At 69.3% G+C, this 21,008-nt stretch carries 14 protein-coding genes; 6 read left to right on the plus strand and 8 right to left on the minus strand.

Annotated elements, in window-relative coordinates:
- The first annotated feature begins 27 nt into the window (after positions 1–27).
- Both C6Y44_RS03515 and C6Y44_RS03520 read left to right on the plus strand, forming a co-directional pair.
- Entirely contained in the window at positions 28–1,092 is a 1,065-nt protein-coding gene (locus C6Y44_RS03515) for a Dyp-type peroxidase (protein WP_192378864.1), read from the plus strand.
- Positions 1,089–1,907 carry a family 1 encapsulin nanocompartment shell protein gene (locus C6Y44_RS03520; RefSeq protein WP_159416721.1) on the plus strand — a complete coding sequence of 273 codons (819 nt, stop codon included), beginning with the start codon at positions 1,089–1,091 and terminating at the stop codon, positions 1,905–1,907. The genes C6Y44_RS03515 and C6Y44_RS03520 overlap by 4 nt, the downstream gene beginning before the upstream one ends.
- A 148-nt stretch (positions 1,908–2,055) precedes the next feature.
- On the opposite strand, the gene C6Y44_RS03525 is transcribed toward C6Y44_RS03520, so the two are convergent.
- The 3 genes from C6Y44_RS03525 to C6Y44_RS03535 form a co-directional block, all read right to left on the minus strand.
- On the minus strand, positions 2,056–2,535 hold the full coding sequence (locus tag C6Y44_RS03525; RefSeq protein ID WP_120281422.1) for a MarR family winged helix-turn-helix transcriptional regulator: 480 nt from the start codon (positions 2,533–2,535) through the stop codon (positions 2,056–2,058).
- A gap of 58 nt (positions 2,536–2,593) precedes the next feature.
- Positions 2,594–3,343: a cutinase family protein gene (locus C6Y44_RS03530; RefSeq protein WP_159416720.1), complete on the minus strand. Its 750-nt coding sequence runs from the start codon at positions 3,341–3,343 to the stop codon at positions 2,594–2,596.
- A 147-nt stretch (positions 3,344–3,490) separates the two neighbouring features.
- A complete protein-coding gene (locus tag C6Y44_RS03535) occupies positions 3,491–4,153 on the minus strand; it encodes an alpha-ketoglutarate-dependent dioxygenase AlkB family protein (protein ID WP_159416719.1) in 663 nt (220 codons plus the stop codon).
- 119 nt (positions 4,154–4,272) lie between these two features.
- On the opposite strand from C6Y44_RS03535, the gene C6Y44_RS03540 reads away from it, so the two are divergent.
- Together C6Y44_RS03540 and C6Y44_RS03545 are read left to right on the plus strand one after the other, a co-directional pair.
- The gene (locus C6Y44_RS03540; RefSeq protein ID WP_159416718.1) at positions 4,273–5,103 is read left to right on the plus strand and encodes an SDR family oxidoreductase; all 831 of its coding nucleotides are present in this window, start codon (positions 4,273–4,275) and stop codon (positions 5,101–5,103) included.
- A gap of 43 nt (positions 5,104–5,146) precedes the next feature.
- Positions 5,147–6,118, plus strand: coding sequence for a phosphotriesterase family protein (locus C6Y44_RS03545; protein ID WP_159416717.1), 972 nt, complete (start codon positions 5,147–5,149; stop codon positions 6,116–6,118).
- 36 nt (positions 6,119–6,154) lie between these two features.
- On the opposite strand, the gene C6Y44_RS03550 is transcribed toward C6Y44_RS03545, so the two are convergent.
- Together C6Y44_RS03550 and C6Y44_RS03555 are read right to left on the minus strand one after the other, a co-directional pair.
- Positions 6,155–6,874 (minus strand): 2OG-Fe(II) oxygenase, encoded by a 720-nt coding sequence (locus C6Y44_RS03550; RefSeq protein ID WP_159416716.1) that lies wholly within the window; start codon positions 6,872–6,874, stop codon positions 6,155–6,157.
- A gap of 96 nt (positions 6,875–6,970) precedes the next feature.
- A complete protein-coding gene (locus tag C6Y44_RS03555; RefSeq protein WP_174246936.1) occupies positions 6,971–7,399 on the minus strand; it encodes a MarR family winged helix-turn-helix transcriptional regulator in 429 nt (142 codons plus the stop codon).
- An 89-nt stretch (positions 7,400–7,488) separates the two neighbouring features.
- Here C6Y44_RS03555 and C6Y44_RS03560 point away from each other — a divergent pair, with 89 nt between their 5' ends.
- The gene (locus C6Y44_RS03560) at positions 7,489–9,387 is read left to right on the plus strand and encodes an ABC transporter ATP-binding protein (protein ID WP_159416714.1); all 1,899 of its coding nucleotides are present in this window, start codon (positions 7,489–7,491) and stop codon (positions 9,385–9,387) included.
- On the opposite strand, the gene C6Y44_RS03565 is transcribed toward C6Y44_RS03560, so the two are convergent.
- The 3 genes from C6Y44_RS03565 to C6Y44_RS03575 are packed head-to-tail and all read right to left on the minus strand — an operon-like array spanning position 9,338 to position 12,949.
- Complete coding sequence (locus tag C6Y44_RS03565; RefSeq protein WP_159416713.1) at positions 9,338–10,987, minus strand: (2,3-dihydroxybenzoyl)adenylate synthase; 1,650 nt, start codon at positions 10,985–10,987, stop codon at positions 9,338–9,340. The two genes, C6Y44_RS03560 and C6Y44_RS03565, sit on opposite strands and share 50 nt — an antisense overlap.
- Positions 10,988–11,027: 40 nt before the next feature.
- On the minus strand, positions 11,028–11,810 hold the full coding sequence (locus C6Y44_RS03570) for a 2,3-dihydro-2,3-dihydroxybenzoate dehydrogenase (RefSeq protein WP_120281431.1): 783 nt from the start codon (positions 11,808–11,810) through the stop codon (positions 11,028–11,030).
- Positions 11,807–12,949: an isochorismate synthase gene (locus C6Y44_RS03575; RefSeq protein ID WP_225623719.1), complete on the minus strand. Its 1,143-nt coding sequence runs from the start codon at positions 12,947–12,949 to the stop codon at positions 11,807–11,809. The genes C6Y44_RS03570 and C6Y44_RS03575 overlap by 4 nt, the downstream gene beginning before the upstream one ends.
- Positions 12,950–13,127: 178 nt before the next feature.
- Between C6Y44_RS03575 and C6Y44_RS03580 the strand changes: the two genes are divergently transcribed.
- Complete coding sequence (locus C6Y44_RS03580) at positions 13,128–20,921, plus strand: non-ribosomal peptide synthetase (RefSeq protein ID WP_159416712.1); 7,794 nt, start codon at positions 13,128–13,130, stop codon at positions 20,919–20,921.
- Positions 20,922–21,008 lie beyond the last annotated feature (87 nt).

The raw sequence follows: 21,008 nt of genomic DNA on the forward strand, positions 1-21,008 counted from the left end.
GCAGTGACGAACGTCGGCGTGCCGCGAATGCCTGTTTCGTCGGGGTGCACTAGCGTTGTCCGAGTGGTTCGTGCACAACCGATACTGACCCCGCTCACCGAAGCGGCGATCTTCCTCGTCGTCACCGTCGACGAGGGCGCAGAGGACACCGTGCGGGATCTGCTCGAAGATCTCTCGGGCCTGCGCCGCTCGGTCGGTTTCCGCATCCCGGAGGGCGGACTGTCGGTCGTCACCGGCATCGGCTCGGACATGTGGGACCGGCTGTTCGACGGCCCCCGGCCCGCCGGACTGCATCCGTTCGTCCCGCTCGACGGCGGTCGGCACCAGGCACCCTCGACCCCCGGCGACCTGCTGTTCCACCTCCGCGCGTCGACGATGGACCTGTGCTTCGAACTCGCCGCGAAGATCAACGATCGGCTGCGCGGAGCGGCGCGGGTCGTCGACGAGACCCACGGCTTCCGTTATTTCGAACGCCGCGACCTACTCGGCTTCGTCGACGGCACGGAGAACCCCGAGGACGACGAGGCCGTCGAGGCGGCCCTGGTCTCCGACGAGGATCCGGACTTCGCCGGCGGTAGCTACGTCGTCGTCCAGAAGTACCTGCACGACCTCGCGTCGTGGAACTCGTTGACCGTCGAGGAGCAGGAGCGGGCGATCGGCCGGACCAAGCTCGACGACATCGAGCTCGACGACGAGACCAAACCCGCGAATTCGCACGTCGCGCTGAACGTGATCGTCGACGAGAACGGGGTCGAGCAGCAGATCGTGCGCGCGAACATGCCGTTCGGCAGCTTCGGCGCCGACGAGTTCGGCACCTACTTCATCGGTTACTCGGCCACTCCGGAGGTGACCGAGCAGATGCTGCGCAACATGTTCCTGGGCAGCCCGCCCGGCAACACCGACCGCATCCTGGACTTCTCCACCGCGGTGACGGGCTCGCTGTTCTTCTGCCCCTCGCTGGAGTTCCTCGAAGATCTTCCGCCGTCACCGGCGGAAATTCCCTCACATGAAGATTCGAGTGCCTCGACCGCCGGCCGGCCGGCCGACGGATCACTCGGAATTGGCGCTCTGCGAAGGAGTTCGACCCTGTGAACAATCTGTATCGCGACCTCGCCCCGATTTCCGAGGCAGCATGGACCGAGATCGAGGAGGAGGCCGCGCGCACCTTCAAGCGACACGTCGCGGGGCGCACCGTGGTCGACTTCTCCGGACCGCACGGCACCGACTTCGCGGCGGTGGGTCTCGGCCGCACCCGTGAGATCGAGCCCCCGGCCGCCGGGGTGCGGGCACGCCAGCACCGCGTCGCGCCGGTCGTCGAACTGCGGGTGCCGTTCACCCTGTCGCGCGAGGAGATCGACAGCGTCGAGCGCGGTTCCCGCGACATCGACCTCGACCCCGTCAAGGAAGCGGCCCGCCAGATCGCCTTCGCCGAGGACCGCGCGATCTTCGAGGGCTACGCGGCCGCGGGTATCGAGGGCATCCGGGCGTCGTCGTCGAACCCGTCCCTGCAGCTACCCGAGGATCCCCGCGACTTCCCGGAGATCATCAGCCAGGCGTTGTCGCAGCTGCGACTGGCGGGTGTGGGTGGCCCGTACTCGATCCTGCTCGGCGCCGACGAGTACACCAAGGTCAGCGAGACGTCCGACCACGGCTACCCGATCCGCGAACAGCTGCGCCGCCTCATCGACGGCGATCTCATCTGGGCCCCGGCGATCGACGGCGCGTTCGTGCTGACCACGCGCGGCGGCGACTACGACCTGCAGGTCGGTCAGGATCTGTCGATCGGCTACCTCTCGCACGACGCCGAGACGGTGAACCTGTACTTCCAGGAGTCGTTCACCTTCCTCGTCTACACCGGCGAGGCCTCGGTTCCGCTGGTGCCGACGACGCTCGAACTCCCGCGCTGAGCCGGTCCCGGGGCGTCCGCGTGTGCGGCGCCCCGGGCCACCGACCGTCCGGCCGGATCACGACGGCACCGGCGCGGGTTTTCCACGATCGTCCTGCTGTGCTGGGTGGCCTTCCGCCGCCGTCGCGGTTGCGGCAGCTACCGATCTGTCAGAGTGCTCCGGCCTTCAACGCCGCCGCGTTGACGCGGACGAGCGCGGCGTGCAGGTCCTGGAGTTCGTCGAGCCCGACACCGAGGGCATCGACGACCTGTCCCGGCACCGACTCGGCCTCGGCACGCAGCGCCCGTCCGGCGTCGGTGAGTTCGAGGACGAGTTGCCGTTCGTCGGCCACGCTGCGTGCGCGGGTGATCAGGCCCAGCGCCTCGAGTCGCTTGAGCAGCGGAGACAGCGTGGGGGAGTCGAGCTGGAGCAACTGCCCCACCTCCTTGCTCGTCAGCGGCGAGCGTTCCCACAGGGCGAGCATCACCAGGTACTGCGGGTGGGTCAGGCCCAGCCTGTCGAGGATCGGTCGATAGACCGCGAGCACGGCGCGGTTCGCCACGGCGAGCGCGAAACACACCTGCCGCTCCAGCGCGAGAGGATCATCGCCGGAAGCGGGGAGGTGGGTGGCCGGGGACTCGACGCTCATGAACCGACGATACCGAACCGGTATGCCCCGGCCCGGGCTCTCCCTGGTGCGACGATCCTCACGGGTCGTAGTCGGGATAGGTCGTGTGCAGCCTCAGGTAGCCGGTGACGTTCTCGCGCAACCACCCTTCGCTCTCCTCCGGCGTCACGCCGTCGCAGACCGCGTCGCCCTCGATGCAGATCCGTTCGACGGCGATCGTGCCGAAGTCGTCGCGACCACCGCCGAGCGTGATGCCCGGGACGACCTCGCCCGGGAACAGCGTTTCGACTCCCCGGGTGTCGCGCGGGTCGGAGTACAGCACACCGCTGATCCGCTCCGGCGGCACCGAACCGTCGGCCGCGATCTCGGCGAGGACGTCGCCGGCGATCGACGCGCCCTGCGAGTAACCGAGGACGACGAGCTCGCTGTCGGGGCACGAACCGTGCCGGACAGTGATCGTCTCGCGCAGGCGCTGGTGCCCGATCCTCTTGGACTCGTCGTAGGCGAGACGCCCCGACCCCTCGCTCGACCCGGACTCGGGCACCGGAACCACGACGGCGGGATAGCGGATGTGCTCGACCACCGTGCCGGGCGCCGCGTATCGCGCCGAGATCTTCGCGAGGGGCGAGTCGGGATCGATCGAATCCGGGGTGTCGAGGTTGCGGGTTCCGTCGACCGCGATGACGAACCGCTCCGGGCACGGGCGGAAGGTCTCCGCGCCGGCGGTGGACGCGGTGCCGGCAGTGGCAGCGGCGGCGACAGGTCCGGTCAGGCCGAGGGCGAGGCCTGCGATGATCGCCAGGGCACGACGGCAAGCGAAGTCGGACATGCAGTCTCCTGTGATCGATCCCGACACCGATGACTACCGCACGAGAATATCGTCCGATTTGACGTATTTCTCGTCGGAGAACCGCTACTTCGAGTGTAGTTGGTTACAAAGTCACAGACCGAACGTTCGGAATTCGAGGGCGATCGGTCAGGAGAGTCCGGTGCTCCGCAGGGTGATGTTGAGGCGCCCCGCGGTGAGTCCGCAGCGGGCGCTGCCGGTGTCCGGATACACGACCGGCACCCCGTGATACGCGAATCGCGACGGCCCACCGAAGACGAACAGGTCGCCGGATTCGAGACGCACGTCGGTGTAGGGCCGGCCGCGCGACTCGGTGTTGCCGAACCGGAACAGGCAGGCATCCCCGAGGCTGAGCGACACGATCGGCGCGCTCACCCGCTCGTCCTTGTCCTGGTGCATGCCCATCCGCGCGTCGCGGTCGTAGAAGTTGATCAGCGCGGTGTCGGGCTCGTACCTGTTCCCGGCCGCCGGATCGTCGTAGGCATCGGCGACGGCACGTCGCCCGAGTTCGACGAGCCGGTCGGGTAGCGGTGGAACGGGAGCCTCGTCGACGTCGATCGCGGTGCGGGTGTAGCGGTACGGCGACCAGTGCCATCCGAGGCACACCGTGCTCACCGACATCCGTCCGCCACCCGGCAGCAGGGTGTGCCGCATCGGCGCCGGTGGGCGCGCCCATTCACGACACAGCTCGACGAGCTCGCGCTGTTCGTCCGGGCCGAGCCAGTCGGGCACGTGCACGGCGCCCGGCGCGATCTCGCGTCGCGGACGGGAGACGGAGAACAATTCGTCCATCCGGGTGCTCGACCTCCGTGCGTGTGGGCGGTACCTACAGCCGGTGATACGTGTAGACAGGTTCCGTACCAACTGTGCCGCACGGGACGGCACTGCGATTCGACGGGGAGGTATCAGCGATGAAGGTCGAAGGCAGAGTGGCCGTCGTGACCGGCGGGGGCGGCGGAATCGGCGGCGCCATCGCTGCCGGCCTCGTCGAGCGAGGTGCACGAGTGGTGGTCGCCGACCTCGACGAACACGCGGCGCAGCGCGTCGTCACGGCGCTCCGGGAGAAGACCCCGGGCAGCGCCGTCGCGGTGGCGGCGGACGTCTCCGACGACGAACACATCCGCGGGCTCGTCGAGCGCGCCGAAGCGGAGTTCGGTCCCGTGGACCTGTACTTCGCCAATGCGGGTGTCACCGGTGTGCCCGGACTGGAGATCGAGGACTCGGTCTGGGAACAGTCCTTCGACGTCAACCTGCGCGCACACATCCGTGCGGCGCGACTGCTGGTACCCCGATGGGTCGAACGCGGCGAGGGCTATTTCGTCAGCACGGCGTCGGCGGCCGGCCTGCTCACACAGATCGGCTCGGCCACCTACTCGGTCACCAAGCACGCGGCCGTCGGTTTCGCCGAGTGGCTGTCGGTGACCTACGGCGACAAAGGTGTGAGGGTGAGCTGCCTGTGCCCGATGGGCGTCAACACACCTCTGCTGTACTCGGGGGACGCATCCGGGCACGCGCTCGGTGAACTCGCCACCCGGGCCGTCACGACCGCCGGTGCGGTGCTCGAACCCGCGGACGTCGCGGAGACGGTGTTCGCCGCGATGGAGGAGGAGCATTTCCTGATCCTTCCGCACCCGGAGGTCCTCGAGATGTACCGGAACAAGGGCGCCGACTACGACCGGTGGTTGCGCGGCATGCGTCGCTATCGTCAGGCCCTCGAGGAGTCGACTCCCACCGATTCGTGAAATCGGTGCCCCTGCCGCCGGTGGTGTCCTAACGTCACCGGTCATGACATCCGTCGACACCGTTCGCGGCCCTCTCGACACGGGTCGTCTGGGCAGAGTCCTCATGCACGAGCACGTCTTCGTACTCGGCGAGGAGATCCGCACCAACTTTCCCGACTACCCGAGCCCATGGGACGAGGACGAACGCGTCGACGACGCGGTCGCGAAGTTGAGCGCGTTGTCGGAGCGCGGCATCGACACGATCGTCGATCCCACGGTGGTCGGTCTCGGCCGGTACATCCCGCGCATCCAGCGCGTCGCCGAACGGGTGGACATCTCCATCGTCGTCGCGACCGGTCTGTACACCTACAACGACCTGCCGTTCCAGTTCCACAACGTCGGACCGGGGCTTCTGGTGGACGGACCGGAGCCGCTCACCGAACTGTTCGTGAAGGACATCCGCGAGGGCATCGCCGGCACGGGGGTGCGTGCCGGAATGCTCAAGTGCGCCATCGAGCTTCCGGGACTCACGCCGGGGGTCGAGCGCGTGATGCGAGCGGTAGGGCAGGCGCACGTCGAGACCGGCGTGCCGATCACGGTGCACACCAACCCGCACACCGGGTCGGGGGAGGTGGCACAACGCGTGCTCGCGGAGGAAGGTGCCGACCTCACCAAGGTGGTGATCGGGCACAGCGGTGATTCGACCGATCTGGACTACCTGCGTCGCATCGCCGACGCCGGTTCGATTCTCGGGATGGACCGCTTCGGCCTCGACCTGCTGTTGCCGTTCGAGCAGCGCGTCGACACGGTGGTCGCGCTCGTGGAGGCCGGTTACAGCGAGCGCATGGTGCTCTCGCACGATGCGTCGTGCTTCATCGACTGGTTCCCGCACGACGTGAAGCAGGCCGCCGTGCCCAACTGGAACTACAACCACATCAGCGACGAGGTACTGCCGGCCCTGCGCGAACGGGGCGTGACCGACGAGCAGATCACCACGATGCTCGTGGACAATCCGCGGCGGATCTTCGAACGCTGAAACGACGCAGGCCGCGTCGGGCAGCGCCCGGGACACTCAGGCGGCATCGTGCAGCACCAGGCCGAGGGTGCGACGCAGGCCCGAACGGACGGTGCTCACGCCGTGCCGGACCGGCGCCCGCGACCATCCACGCGCCGAGCGGATCGGTCGGTCGCGGGTGGTGAAGATCAGGGCGTGGCCTCGCTCGAGCACGGTGACGGTGCCCCGCGACTGCGCGCGGGGTCGTTGTTCGACCAGCAGGAACTCGCCGCCGGTGTAGTCGACGCCCGCCCGGTCGAGCCCGATCACGACCTGCAGTGGGAACACGAGGTCGCCGTAGAGATCGCGGTGCAGGGCGTTCCAGTCGCCGGTGGTGTAGCGCAGCATCAGCGGGGTGGGGTCGGTCTGGCCGGCCGCGTGGCACATGTCGAGCCAGTCGTCGAAGTCGTCGGGCCAGGGTGCCGGATCGCCGAGGCGTTCGGCCCACGAGCGCGCGACGGCGAGCAGCTGCCGGTAGAACGCCGAGCGCAGGTGTGCGACGGCGTCGGGGACGGGTGAGCCGAAGTACTTGTAGGTGCCGTGTCCGTACCGGTAGCGGCTCATGTCGACCGTGGTGCGAAAGCGGGCGTCGTCGTTCCACAGGGCCGCGAGCTCGGCGCATTCGTCGTCGCTCAGCAGCGGCCCGGTGAGGACACAGCCGTTCTCGTCGAGCTCGCTCGTCGACTCGGGCAGGTTCAGTGCGTCGACGCGTGACTGCAGGCTGTCGATGGTCTTCACAGGGCTCTCCTCGATCGGGCGGGCAACATGGGCACAGGCCCTCGTAGGGAAGACGTCGCCGCCGTCGGGAATGTGAGTACCCGGAACCGGAAAGGATCAGCGCGGCCGGTCGTCGACGAGTTTGTGCAGCAGATCGGACAGTCGTGCGCGTTCGTCGGTGTCGAGCCGGTCGAACATCTCGACGGCGTCGGCATCGCGGGCCGAGGCCAGCTCGGCCCGGATCCTGCGGCCCTCGTCGGTCAGCCGTACGCAGACCGCGCGCCGGTCGGCGGGATCGGGGAGTCGCTCGGTCAGGCCCCGCGTCTCGAGGCGATCGACGACCTCGGTGGCCGAGCGGGGGACGATGCGCAGTTCCTTGGCCACGACGCCGAGGCGGATCGGGTCGTCGGCGCGTCCGATGACGTCGAGCGCCCGGTACTCGTGGGGTGACAATCCCCACGGCTGGAGGAGGTCGTGCCAGCGTCGGCGCAGCGTACGCGTGGTGGTGAGGAGCAGATCGCGCAGTGCGACGGGTGAATCCGACATAGTGGTCACACTACCTCACTTGACGGTTGCCACTCAATGAGGCAACCTCAATAAGTACGGAACACGAACCACGAATCGAGGTGGCGCACATGATGCAGCCCCCACCCACACTCGGCGGCAAGCCGGGCAGCCGCGGCAGGATCGACAAGAAGGATCTCGAACAGCTCCGCGAAGCCCCGGTGAGCCTGCGCCGTATCGGCGCCCTCTTCGCGCCCCACCGGTGGAAGATCACCCTCGTCGTCGCACTCATCATCGCCTCGTCGGTGATCTCCCTCGCGACCCCCTTCCTCGTCCGCGCCGTCATCGACGACGCCATCCCGCACCAGAACGTGAGCCTGCTGCTGTGGGCGGTCGGCGGCATGCTGGCCGTCACCGTCGCGAGCTCGCTCCTGTCCGTCGTCCAGACCTGGATCTCCACGACCGTCGGCCAGAACGTCATGCACGGTCTGCGCACCCGGGTCTTCTCCCACCTGCAGCGACAGTCGTTGAACTTCTTCACCCGCACCCGCGGCGGTGAGATCCAGTCGCGGCTGACCAACGACATCGGCGGCATGCAGTCCGTGGTCACCAACACCGCGACCTCGCTGGCGTCCAACGTCACCACCGTCGTCGGCACGGCGATCGCCATGGCGGTCCTCAGCTGGCGACTGGCCCTGCTCTCCCTGATCGTGCTCCCGCCGGCCATCTGGCTCACACGCCGGGTCGCACTCATGCGCCGCGCCGTCACCGCCCGTCAGCAGCGGCGCCTCGCCGACATGCAGTCGCAGATCGACGAAGGACTGTCGGTCAGCGGTGTGCTGCTCGTCAAGACGCTGGGCACCGGCCCGGCACTGTCCGACAAGTTCGCCCGCACGTCGGAGGAACTCGCCGATCTCGAGGTGCACGCGCAGTTGTCCGGCCGCTGGCGCATGGCCACGATGAACATCGTCTTCGCGGCGATCCCCGCGGTCCTCTATCTCGTCGCAGGTCTGCCGGCCACCTCGGGCGGCATGACGATCGGCACCCTGGTGGCCTTCACCGGCCTGCAGGGCGCGCTGTTCCGGCCGCTGATGAGCCTGCTCGACGTCGGTGTCTCCGTCACCAGTTCGCTGGCCCTGTTCAGCCGCATCTTCGAATACCTCGACCTTCCCGTCGACATCGACGACCCGCGCGATCCGGTGCCCGTCGACCCGACGACCGTCGCCGGCCGGGTGCGGTTCGAGAACGTGAGCTTCCGCTACGAAGGAGCGCACCGCAACGCGCTCGACGGGATCGACCTCGACGTCCCGGCAGGAGCGCAGGTCGCGCTCGTCGGCGAGACCGGCTCGGGCAAGACCACGCTCGGCTCGCTCGTCGCACGACTGTACGACCCGGTCGAGGGACGCGTGAGCATCGACGGCGTCGACCTGCGCGACATGCGGCTCGCCGATCTCGCCGGACTGGTCGGCGTGGTTTCGCAGGAGACCTACCTCCTCCACGCGACCGTCCGGGAGAACCTGCGCTACGCGAAGCCGGACGCGACCGACGACGAGATCGAGGCCGCGGCTCGCGCCGCGCACATCCACGACCTGATCGTCTCGCTGCCGGACGGCTACGACACCGTCGTCGGCGCCCGCGGACACCGCTTCTCGGGTGGCGAGAAACAGCGACTGGCGATCGCACGCACGCTCCTGCGCGACCCGCGTGTCCTCGTGCTCGACGAGGCGACCAGCGCCCTCGACAACGACACCGAGCACGCCGTGCAGCAGGCCCTCGACGCCGCGCGCAGCGGACGCACGACCATCACCATCGCGCACCGGCTCTCGACCGTGCGGAACGCCGACGAGATCGTGGTCCTCGATCGGGGCCGTATCGTCGAACGCGGAACGCACGACGACCTCGTCGCCCGCGGTGGCCGCTACGCAACCCTCGCCGCTCGTGCCGAGCGAGGCGAGGCCATCCCGTCGTCGCGGAGCGAGATCAGTCCTTCAGAGTGGCCGCGAGAGCGCGCCGCAGTTCGTTCCGGCTGATCTTGCCCACTCCCGTGACCGGGAAGGCGTCGACGAACCGCACCTTGTCGGGGATCTTGTACTCGGCCAGCCCTCGCTCCCTCAGGAACTTCTTGAGCGCGAGGGTTTTCGGCGCTTCACCCTCCGTGACGACGAAGGCGCAGGTGCGTTCGCCGAGATACTTGTCGGGCATCGACACCACCGCCGCGTCGAGCACGGCCGGGTGCGCGATCAGATGGTTCTCGACCTCCTCGGCCGCGATCTTCTCGCCACCGCGGTTGATCTGGTCCTTCGCACGTCCCTCGACGACGATGTAGCCGTGCTCGGTGAGCCGGACGATGTCGCCGGTGCGGTAGAAGCCGTCCGGCGTGAACGCCGTCGAATTGTGTTCCGGCGCGTTGTAGTAGCCCCGGATGGTGTACGGGCCGCGGGTGAGCAGGTGACCGGTGGTGCCCACGGCGACGGGCTCGCCCGCGTCGTCGACGACACGGATCTCGTCGTCGGGACTGATCGGTCGGCCCTGGGTGGTGACGATGGTGTCCTCGTCGTCGTCGAGCCGGGTGTAGTTGACGAGACCCTCCGCCATACCGAAGACCTGCTGCAGCGTGCAGCCGAGTTCGGGGCGAACGCGTTTGGCGGCCTCGGCCGGGAACTTCGCACCGCCGACCTGCAGTACTTCGAGCGACGACAGGTCGCGTTCGGTGCGGGCCCGCGCCGACAGCCACGCCTGCGCGAGGGGCGGGACGAGCGACGCCATCGTCACGCCCTCGCTCTCGATGAGGGCGAACGCGGTGTCGGGGCTCGGATCCGGAGCGAGGACGACGGTGCCGCCGGCGTGCAGCACACCGAGGATGCCCGGCGAGCTCATCGGGAAGTTGTGCGCCGCCGGCAGCGCGACCAGCATGCGGGTGTTCTCGTCCACCCCGCAGATCACCGCGGACTCGCGCACGGAGTACAGGTAGTCGGCGTGGGTGCGGGGGATGAGCTTCGACGTTCCGGTCGTGCCGCCCGACAGCTGCAGGAAGGCAACGCTTTCGGCGTCGTTCTCCGTGATCGGCGCGGGTTCGCGGTCGCGCAACGAGCCGAGCGCAGTGAATTCCTCGGCCTCACCGGCGACCACGACCGTCGGCGGATTCTCCATCTCCGAGGTGACCTGCCGGGCGAGCGCGCGGTAGTCGAACCCGCCGTGTTCGTCGGCGATCACATACGCTGCGGCGTCGCTGAACCGGCAGAAGTAGCCGATCTCCGACGCGCGGTGCGCGGGGAGGGAGAAGACGGGGAGCGCGCCGAGGCGGAAGACCGCGAAGAGCACTTCGGTGTACTCGACGATGTTCGGCAACTGCAGGACGACACGGGCGCCCTTCCGGACCCCGAGGTCGGCGAGACCGGCGGCGATGCGGGCCGAGGCATCGTCGAGTTCGCGGAAGGTGATGCGCCGCCAGGTGCCCGTCGCGTCGTGTCCGACGACGGCGGTGCGATCGGCGAACCGGGCAGCGCGGGCCGGGAGGAACTCGCCGAAGGTCTCGTTCGTCCAGTAACCGGCTGCGCGATACCGCTCGGCGAACTCCTCGGGGTAGCGGGCGGTGTCGGCGAGCGGCGTGCGCTCGAAACCGGTTGTCACGGAGCGGTTCCTTTCGGGATGCGGATCGATGTCGGGTCGGTCAGGCGCGGAGGGTGGCGCCGCCGTCGATGTAGAGCGCCTGCATGGTGATGTGACGAGCACGGTCGGACAGCAGGAACTCGATGGCCTCGGCGATGTCGGCGGGCTCGGCGATGCGGCCGAGGGGGATGCCGACCTTGAACTGCGAGAGATCACCCTCGATGGCGCTGCGGGAGCCGGCGTCGTCGTTCGGGTCCTCCCACAGCGAGCGCTGCATGGCGGTGTCGGTGGAGCCCGGCGCGACGATGTTGGCGCGGATCCCGTACTGCGCCAGTTCGAGTCCGAGGATCCGCACGATCATCGTGGACGCGGCCTTGGACGATCCGTAGGCGCCCATGCCCATGCGCGGCACGCCCGCGGAGTTCGATCCGACGACGACGATCGAACCCGACCGCCGCTCCCGCATGGCCCGTCCGACCGACCGCAGGACCGACAGCAGGCCGGTGACGTTGACGTCGTACATGTGCTGCCAGTCCTCGGGATCGGAGTCGAGCACCGAGCCCGTGGTGAAGACACCGGCGACGTGCGCGAGATGCTCGACCGGTCCGTGCTCGGATTCGATGCTCCCGACGATGTAGGCGACGGCGTCGTGGTCGCGGATGTCGACGGGGTAGGTGGGGACGGAACCGCCGAGCAGCGCCGCGGTCTTGCGCAGTCCTTCGGCGTTGCGGTCGGCGAGCACGAGACGGTGACCGGCACGCGCCAGGACCTCGGCGGTCGCGCGGCCGATACCCTGCGCCGCCCCGACGACGAGCGTGACGGGGGATGGTGCGGTCTCGGTCATCGGAGTACTCCCAGTGCATCGAGGACGGTGCCGAACTTGACGGTGGTCTCGGCCAGTTCGTCGGCGGGGTCGGAGTCGGCGACGATACCGCCCCCGGCGTAGGCCGTGAGCCCGACACCGTCGGCGTCGAGGACGGCACAGCGGATGGTGACCATCCATTCGCCGTCACCCGCGGCGTCGCACCATCCGAGGGCACCGGCGTAGAAGCCCCGGTCACCCTCGGTGGCGAGGATCAGATCGCGGGCGGCGGCGGTCGGCGTGCCGCAGATCGCGGGAGTGGGGTGCACTGCGAGTGCGAGATCGAGGGCCGTGACACCCGGATCGCGCAGGCGGCCCTCGATGGGAGTGCCGAGATGCCACAGCTGGCGCGTGCTCGTCACGGTCGGCTGCTCGGGGATGTCGAGGTCGACGCACAACGGTTCGAGCGCGGTGCGGATCGCATCGATCACGTGCGCGTGCTCGGCGAGATTCTTCGCGGAGCCGGCGAGCCTGTCGGCCGTCGCCCGATCGATCTCGGGATCGCGGTGACGCGGTGCGGATCCGGCGAGGGGGTGGGCGGTGACCCGATCACCACGACGGCGCACGAGCACCTCCGGGCTCGACCCCACCAGGTGACGTCCCGTCCACGCGCCACCGGCGGCCGTGAGGTCGACGAGGAAGCCGTTGTGCAGCGGATCGTTTCGCGTGAGAGCGACGAGGAGGTCGTGCGGGGTGACGGGCCGGTCGGCGCGCAGGGCGAGCGCCCGGGCCAGGACCACCTTGAGCAGGTCGCTGTCGTCCGAGCGGAGCAGGCGCAGTACGGCCTCGACCCGATCGATGTGTTCGCCTTCCGACGGCAGTGCGCCCGTGATCGTGATCGGGGGCAGGTCGACGGCCGGTGCGTCGTAGTGCGCGGGGGAGTGATGGAGTGTGTTCGGAGCGGTCAGTGCGGCCGGTCCGTCGGGTGCGAAGGGCAGTGCTCCGACGATCGCGGCGACCTGTCCGGTGCGCAGGGCGTCGGCGGCGGCGGACGCGCGGTCGAAGTGTTCGTTCACACCTTCGGCGACCACCGTGCCGTGCGGTCGGGACAGGACGAACGGGTGCGCGACGGGCCGCTCGGCCCGGTCGGTAGCGGTTGCGCCGAGGACCGGCACTTGCATTCTCGTACCTTCCGGTTGAGGAGGTCTGCTGGCAGGACCGCGCCACAGGACACACGATCACTGAGCAAGATATACGGTAAGCCTAACCTTTGGTACTGTGCCCTCCGGCGCCGCAGCGCGCACATCAGCGGATTCCGTTCCCAGCCAATCGTTTCGATCGAAGGAAAGAGGATCTCCAGTGCCCCTTGCCGGCCCGGACGCCTCACGGCTCGCTCTGTCGCGCGCACAGTCGGGCGTATGGTTCGCCCAGCAACTGAACCCCGACAACCCGCTGTTCAACACCTCGGAATGTATCGAACTGCGAGGCGCGGTCGACGAGGAAGCGCTGGTCACTGCGGTTTCCGCAGCGGCATCCGAGGCCGAGGTGCTGGTCGCGGGATTCGAGACTCTCGCCGACGGTACGGTCGTTCAGATTCCCGGTGCGCGCACGCTCGATCTCGCCCCCACCGTCGACCTCACTCTCGCGTCGGACCCCTGGCAGGCGGCCCACGAGTGGATGGTGCGCGACCTCGAACGGCCCGTCGACCTGTCGGTGGATCCGTGCGTCCGGGCCGCGGTCCTGCGACTCGCCGACGATCACGTCCTGCTCTACTTGCGTGCTCACCACATCGTCCTCGACGCCTTCGGGTTCTCGCTGTTCAACCGGCGCATCGCCGAGCGTTACACCGCCGCGGTCGCCGGTGCGGAAGTTGCTGCCGCACGGTTCGATCCGGTCGAATCGGTGATACGGGAGGAATCGGACTATCGCGACTCGGCCGACTTCGACGCCGACCGTGACTTCTGGAGCGCGTACCTCGACGGCGTGGACGAAGCGGTCGCTCTCCGGCCCGGACCGGGTGGCATCGCACGACGCTCCCGTGGTGCACGCTTCACCCTCGACGCCGACCGGCAACGCGGGCTGGTGGCCCTCGGCAAGGAGGTCGGCGCGAGCTGGGGCGACGCGGTCACCGCGCTCGTCGCCGCCTACCTGCGCGGAGCGACCGGCCGTGAGGACCTCACACTCGGTTTCCCCGTCATGAACCGGCTCGGCAGCGCCGCACTGCGGGTGCCGATCACCGCGGTCAATGTCGTTCCGCTGCGCCTGAATCCGACCGCCTCGGCCACGCTCGTCGATCTCGTAGCTCAGGTTCGCGACGGAGTGGCGCTGTGCCGCAGCCACTATCGTTACCGCACCGAGGACATCCAGCGCGACCTGCGACTACCCACCGGATCCCGCGGCGTCATCGGCCCGTCGGTCAACGTCAAGCCGTTCGGCGACTCGCTCCGGTTCGGCGACATGCGTGCGGCCGTGCACTCGGTGGCCCGAGGACCCCTGCAGGACTTCATGGTCACCGTGCGGCCGCTCGACGGCAGTGCCGGACTCGAGGTGTTCGTCGACGTCGACGCCGACGTCTACAGCGAGGCGGATCTGACGATCCACACCGAGCGACTGGAGATGCTGTTCGGCTCGGTGGCAGAGCGGGGTCTGCACACCCCGCTCGCGCAGGTGTCCGTCCTGACCGCCGACGAGCGACGGACGATCCTCGACGACTGGAGCCACAGCCCGGACATCCCGTTCGACCCCGACCTGACCCTCGTCGACCTGCTGCGAGAGAGGATCGAGGCGGCCCCCGACGCACCGGCCGCGGCGGACACCCATGTGACGCTCACCTACGCACAGTTCGGCGCCCGGGTGCACCGCCTGGCCCGCCACCTCGCCTCGAGCTTCGATCTCGACCGGCCGCACGCGCGGGTCGCGCTCGCGCTGCCCCGCACCGTCGACGCGCTGATCGCCATCCACGCCGTCCTCGAGACCGGCGCCGCCTACGTCCCGCTCGACGTCGACCAGCCCCTCGAACGCCTCGCCCACATCCTCGGCTCCACCGACCCCGTCTGCGTCCTCACCACCCGCACGACCGACGGCCGGGTCGCCGAGGTGACGGGGGCGCCGCAGCGTGTCGTGCTCGAGGATCTCGACCTCGACACCGTGTCCGATGCTCCGCTCGACGACGCGGAACGCGGTCCGCTGACACCCGACTCGATCGCCTACGTGATCCACACGTCCGGCTCCACCGGCAGACCGAAGGGCGTCGTCGTACCCCACCGCGGGCTGGTCAACCTGTTCCACAGCCACCGCGCCCAGGTGTTCACCCGCGCCGCCCGCGAGGCCGGCCGCGAATCCGTCCGCCTCGGACTGGCCTGGTCGCTCGCGTTCGACGCGTCGTGGCAGCCGCTGCTGTGGATGCTCGCCGGGCACACCGTCGACATCGTCGACGAGGCGACCCAGCGCGACCCGGCGGCACTCGCACGCCGCGCCCTCGACGAGGGATGGGATTTCGTCGAGTTCTCACCGAGCCAGCTCGAGCAGTTCGTCGACGACGGCCTGTTCCCCGACGGCACCGTGCCCACCCTCGGTTTCGGCGGCGACGCCGTCTCCGAGCGGTTGTGGAGCCGCCTGCGCGAACGCCGGGGTGCGGCCTTCAACTTCTACGGCCCCACCGAGTGCAGCGTCGACGTCCTCGTCGCGGAGGTCGCCGACGCCGAGACACCGGTCGTCGGCCGCCCCGTCGCGAACCTGCGCGTCCACGTCCTCGACGCGGGACTCGCCCCCGTGCCGGCCGGAACCGAGGGCGAGCTGTACGTGGCCGGACCGGGCGTGGTCCGGGGATATCTCGACGCACCCGCCCTCACCGCCACGAGGTTCGTCGCGAATCCGTACTCGGCGGACGCCTCCGGTCCGTACGCCCGCCTGTACCGCACCGGCGATCTCGTGCAGTGGACCGAGGACGGCCGCCTCGTCTACCGCGGCCGGGTCGACAACCAGGTCAAGGTCCGAGGATTCCGTATCGAGCTCGGTGAGGTCGACACCGCTCTGCTGCGCATCCCCGGCGTCTCCCGCGCCGCGACCGTGGTGCGCACCGATCCCTCCGGAACCGCGCAGCTCGTCGGTTATCTCGTCGGACAGGACGTGCCCGAACCGGTCGAGGCCCGCCGTCTCGTCGCCGAGTTCCTGCCCGGGTACATGGTTCCCGCGGCGCTCGTCGTTCTCGACGAGATGCCGTTGACCTCCAACGGCAAGCTCGACCGCAAGGCGCTGCCCGAACCGGACTTCTCGTCGATGGTCTCGTCCCGCGTCGCGGAGACCGAGACCGAACGGGCGCTGTGCCGCATCTACGCCGACATCCTGGGCCTCGACACGGTGGGCGCCGACGACGACTTCTTCGCCCTCGGCGGGCACTCGCTCAGCGCCGCGAAGCTGCTCGCCCGCATCCGTGACGAGCTCGGTGTGGAGCTGCCGATCCGGACGGTCTTCGACCATCCGCAGGTCGTCGCGCTCGCCGCGCACTGCGGAGATCGAGCGACCACCGCTCCTGCCCGGCCGGCGCTCGCTCCCCGCGGTGCGATCGATCCAGCGAACCCGTCCCTCGCACCACTGTCCTATGCGCAGCAGCGCTTGTGGTTCATGTACCGCTTGGAAGGACCCAGCCCGACCTACAACGTCCCCATCACGGTGGACCTGCACGGACCCGTCGACCCGGATGCCCTGCGGCACGCGGTCTCCGACGTACTCGCTCGCCACGAGAGCCTGCGCACCGTCCTCGTCGAACGCGACGGCGTGGGGATGCAGCACGTGCGCGGAGCAGAAGAGGTTGCCGAGATCGGAGTTCCCTTCGCGGTCGAGTCCGTCGACCGCGACGCGCTCACCGGCCGCCTGCATTCCGAGGCCCGGCACGCGTTCGATCTCGAACGCGAGATCCCGCTGCGGATCCGGTTGTTCACGATCGCGCCCGACGAGCACGTGATGCTCGTGCTCGCCCACCACATCGCGAGCGACGAACTCTCCACGCCGCTGCTGCTGCGCGATCTCGGCAACTTCTACTCCGCGCACGTGCGCGGCGACTTCCACGAGCCGGCACCGCTACCCGTGCAGTACGCCGACTACGCGATCTGGCAACGCGCCCTCCTCGGCGACCAGGACGAGGAGAACTCGCTCGCTGCACGGCAACTCGCATTCTGGCGTGAGGAACTCGACGGTCTCCCGGCCGAACTCGATCTCCCCGTCGACCGTCCACGCCCGGCCGCGGCCTCCTATTCAGGTGGCGGTGTCGAGCACCGGATCCCGGCCGACCGTGCGGCGACGATCCGGGAGGCTGCGCGCACGACCGGCACCACGATGTTCATGATGGTGCACGCGGCGGTCGCGGTCGCACTGTCGCACAGCGGCGCGGGCGAGGACATCCCGCTCGGATCACCCACCGCGGGACGGCCCGCACCCGAACTCGACGACCTCGTCGGCTTCTTCGTGAACATGGTGGTGCTGCGCACCGACCTCTCGGGCGACCCCACCGTGCGGGAGCTGCTCGCCCGGATCAAGGACGCCGACGTCGCGGCGTACTCGCACCAGGACGTCCCGTTCGACCGCGTCGTGGAGACCCTCAACCCCGAGCGCAGCGCGGCCCGGCACCCCCTGTTCCAGGTGATGGTGCAGTATCAGAGCCCGCCCGCCATCACGGGATTCGACGACCTGAAGCCCACACCCTCGTTCGTCGCGAACGACACCGCGATGTTCGACCTCACCTTCGACGTCATCGAGGAATCCGACGGCGGTCTGTGCGTGCGCGTCGAGTACGCCCGCGACCTGTTCGACGAGTCGTCCGCCGAGGCCTTCGCCGCCCGGGTCGAGCGGGCGTTCGCCGCGGTGTGCGCCGATCCGGACGCGAGGCTCTCGCAGCTCGACCTGCTCACCGGCTCCGAGCGTGAGGTGCTGCGTGCCGGCGATGCCACCCCGCTGCCGGATCCGTCCGGCCCGCACCGTGGCAGCGCCGACTGCTCGGCGACCCGCAGCCTGCCCGAGCTGTTCGCCCGCACCGTGGAGCGCTACGGCGACGAGACCGCGCTGGTCACGCCGTCGAGCCACCTGACCTTCCGCGACCTCGACGCCTGGTCCGACCGGATCGCCCGTCACCTCGTCGCCGACGGGATCGGTCCCGAAGACATCGTGGGACTGAGTCTTCCGCGGGAATCCGTGCTGGTCGCGGCGATCCTCGGCGTGTGGAAGTCGGGAGCGGCGTATCTGGTGCTCGACCAGGAACAGCCGGTGGAGCGGAACGAGTACATGCTCCGCGACGCCGGTGTGGGTGTCGTACTCGATGCCGACGCGGTCGGATCGATCACCGATCACCGCCCGGACGTGCACCTGCCGGTCGTGCATCCGGACACCACCGCCTATCTCGTCTACACCTCCGGATCCACCGGCACCCCGAAGGGCGTGGTGGTGCCGCACCGCGGTGTCGTGAACCTGTGGGAGACGGTGCGCACCCGTACCGTCGGCGATCCCGCGACGCGCCGCCGCACCGTGCTGCTGAGCTACACCTTCGCGTTCGACTCGTCCGTCGAGCCTCTCCTCGCGATGCTGGGCGGCCACACCGTGCACGTGCTCGCCGAGGACCTCATGGCCGATGCCGAGGGCATCGTCCGGTACGTCCGGGAACACCGCATCGACGCGCTCGACTGCGGTCCGGTGCTCGCCGGTCGACTGCTCGCCGAGGGACTCCTCGACCCCGCCGCACCGCATCGTCCCGAGTCGATGGTGCTCGGCGGCGAAGCGGTACCCGGTGACCTGTGGACGCAGTTCGCCGCGGAAACCGATGTGCGTGTGAGCAACATGTACGGTCCGACGGAATGCACCGTCGACGCGACCGGCGTCGTACTCACCCCGGGAAGCATCCCGAACATCGGAACCCCGATCCACGGCGGCCGGGTGTACGTCCTCGACGCGTACCTGCGGCAGGTGCCCCCGGGCGTGCCCGGTGAACTGTATGTCGGTGGTCCGCACGTCACTCGCGGTTATCTCGGCCGGAGCGCGCAGACCGCGGGACGGTTCGTGGCCGACCCCTTCGGCGCCGACGGCGAGCGTCTGTACCGCACCGGCGATCTGGTGCGCTGGAGGGTCTCCCGGACCGACGGCCCGGTGCTCGACTACCTCGGCCGGACCGACGACCAGGTGAAGATCCGCGGCTTCCGCATCGAACTCGGCGAGATCGAGACCGTGCTCGGCGGCCATCCCGCGGTGAGTGCCGTGGCGGTCGTGGTCCGCGAGGACGAACCGGGCCGCAAACGGCTCGTCGCCTATGCGGCCGGAACGGCGGACCCCGACACCCTCCGGATGTACGTCGCCGACCGGCTGCCCGACCACATGGTTCCCGCCGTCACGGTCGTGCTCGACGAACTGCCGGTCACCCGCAACGGAAAGATCGACCGCAGAGCACTTCCCGAGCCGGTCTTCACCCCGGTCACCGAGAGTCGCCTGCCGGCGGACGAACTCGAACAGCGCCTGTGCGAGCTGACGGCGGGTGTGCTCGGACTCGACGCCGTGGGCCCCGACGACGACTTCTTCGCTCTCGGTGGCGATTCGATCGTCTCCATCCAGTTGGTGTCCGCGGCGCGCGCCACCGGGATCCGGTTCACTGCACGACACGTCTTCGAACACCGCAGTCCGGCGGGACTCGCCCGCGTCGCAGAGATCGAGGACGGACCCGGGACGGTCGACGTGGAGGCGGCACTCGGGGAGGTCCCGGCAACCCCGATCGTCCACGACATGCTCGACCGCGGTGGACCGTACGCCCGCTACGCGCAGTCGCGGCTGCTCCTCGCGCCCGCAGGACTGACGCTCGAGCGGCTGACCGACGGCGTCCAGGCCCTGCTCGACACGCACGACGCCCTGCGGGCCGTCTTCGATCCGCAGGCACGCACGTTCGACGTCCGCCCGGTCGGTTCCGTCGATGCCGGGGATGTCGTGACCCGCGTGGATATCTCGAACTCGACCGACCTGCAGGAGATGATCGTCGCCGCGACCGGGACCGCCTACGCCGAACTCGATCCCGCCGCCGGCGCGCTCGTGCGCGTGATCTTCTTCGACGCCGGTCCCGACGCACCGGGGCGGGTGTTCGTCGCGGTGCACCACCTCGTCGTCGACGGTGTGTCGTGGCGCATCCTGGTGCCCGATCTCGCCGGTGCGGTCGACGGTGTCGCTCCGGTGCGCGCGGGTACGTCGCTGCGCCGCTGGGCGCGGGGACTGCTCGACGGGGTGCCGGCGCGCAGATCCGAACTGTCGTTGTGGCGGCGGATCCTCGCCCCGGCGGGACGCGTGCGTCTGGCGTCCGGTGATCCGGATCCCGTGCGACACACCATGGCAGAAACCGCGAAGGTGCAGGTCGAGGTTCCGTCCGATCTCACCGACGCGCTGCTCACCACCGTTCCGGAGAGGTTCCACGCCGGCGTCGAGGACGTGCTGCTCACGGCATTGGCGTTGGCGTCCGCGCGGGTCTGCGGCGCCGGGGCCGTCGCGGTCGACCTCGAAGGACACGGCCGTGAGGAACAGGCCGTTCCGGGGGCGGATCTCTCGCGCACGGTGGGATGGTTCACCACGCTCTATCCGGTGCGCCTCGACGTCGGAGGACTCGACGTCGCCGACGCGTACGCCGGGGGCGCGAGCGCGGGCGACGCGCTGAAACGCGTGAAGGAGCAATTGCGGGAGATCCCGGACAGCGGAATCGGATTCGGGATGTTGCGACATCTCGACCCGGTGGGTGCCCCGGAACTCGCGAGCGTCGGTGCCGTGGACATCGGATTCAACTACCTCGGCCGGTTCACGCTGGGTGAGACCGAGGGGCAGGCATGGGCCGGTGCCCCGGAGAGTTCGGCGCTCGGCGGTGCCACCGAAGCGGACATGCCCGTGGCACACGCCGTCGAGATCGGTGTGCTCACCGACGATTCCGGAGCCGATCCGGTGCTGCGCGGAATGTTCGGGTACAGCCCCGATCTCGTTCCTGCGGAGACGGTGTCGGCGTTGGCCGACGAGTGGATCGCGGCGCTGCGTGCGCTCGCCGGGCACGCGTCGGACGAGGATGCGGGCGGGTTCACACCGTCCGACCTCACGCTCGACGACCTCGACCAGTCGGAGATCGACGATTTCGCGCTCGAATTCGGCTGAGGGCGGAGCGCTTGGCGGGGCGGTCTCTTTCGGTTAGCCTAACCAATCGTGACCGGGGCAACGCGCCCCGGCGGGAGAATCTGGGAG

Source organism: Rhodococcus rhodochrous (assembly GCF_014854695.1).
GTDB lineage: Bacteria > Actinomycetota > Actinomycetes > Mycobacteriales > Mycobacteriaceae > Rhodococcus.

What these genes read in the sequence shown, in the direction of transcription:
- C6Y44_RS03515 (WP_192378864.1), top strand. Translation starts at nt 28, where the DNA reads ATGCCTGTTTCGTCGGGGTGCACTAGCGTTGTCCGAGTGGTTCGTGCA.
- C6Y44_RS03525 (WP_120281422.1), bottom strand. Translation starts at nt 2,535, where the DNA reads ATGAGCGTCGAGTCCCCGGCCACCCACCTCCCCGCTTCCGGCGATGAT.
- C6Y44_RS03530 (WP_159416720.1), bottom strand. Translation starts at nt 3,343, where the DNA reads ATGTCCGACTTCGCTTGCCGTCGTGCCCTGGCGATCATCGCAGGCCTC.
- C6Y44_RS03535 (WP_159416719.1), bottom strand. Translation starts at nt 4,153, where the DNA reads ATGGACGAATTGTTCTCCGTCTCCCGTCCGCGACGCGAGATCGCGCCG.
- C6Y44_RS03540 (WP_159416718.1), top strand. Translation starts at nt 4,273, where the DNA reads ATGAAGGTCGAAGGCAGAGTGGCCGTCGTGACCGGCGGGGGCGGCGGA.
- C6Y44_RS03545 (WP_159416717.1), top strand. Translation starts at nt 5,147, where the DNA reads ATGACATCCGTCGACACCGTTCGCGGCCCTCTCGACACGGGTCGTCTG.
- C6Y44_RS03555 (WP_174246936.1), bottom strand. Translation starts at nt 7,399, where the DNA reads ATGTCGGATTCACCCGTCGCACTGCGCGATCTGCTCCTCACCACCACG.
- C6Y44_RS03560 (WP_159416714.1), top strand. Translation starts at nt 7,489, where the DNA reads ATGATGCAGCCCCCACCCACACTCGGCGGCAAGCCGGGCAGCCGCGGC.
- C6Y44_RS03570 (WP_120281431.1), bottom strand. Translation starts at nt 11,810, where the DNA reads ATGACCGAGACCGCACCATCCCCCGTCACGCTCGTCGTCGGGGCGGCG.
- C6Y44_RS03575 (WP_225623719.1), bottom strand. Translation starts at nt 12,949, where the DNA reads ATGCAAGTGCCGGTCCTCGGCGCAACCGCTACCGACCGGGCCGAGCGG.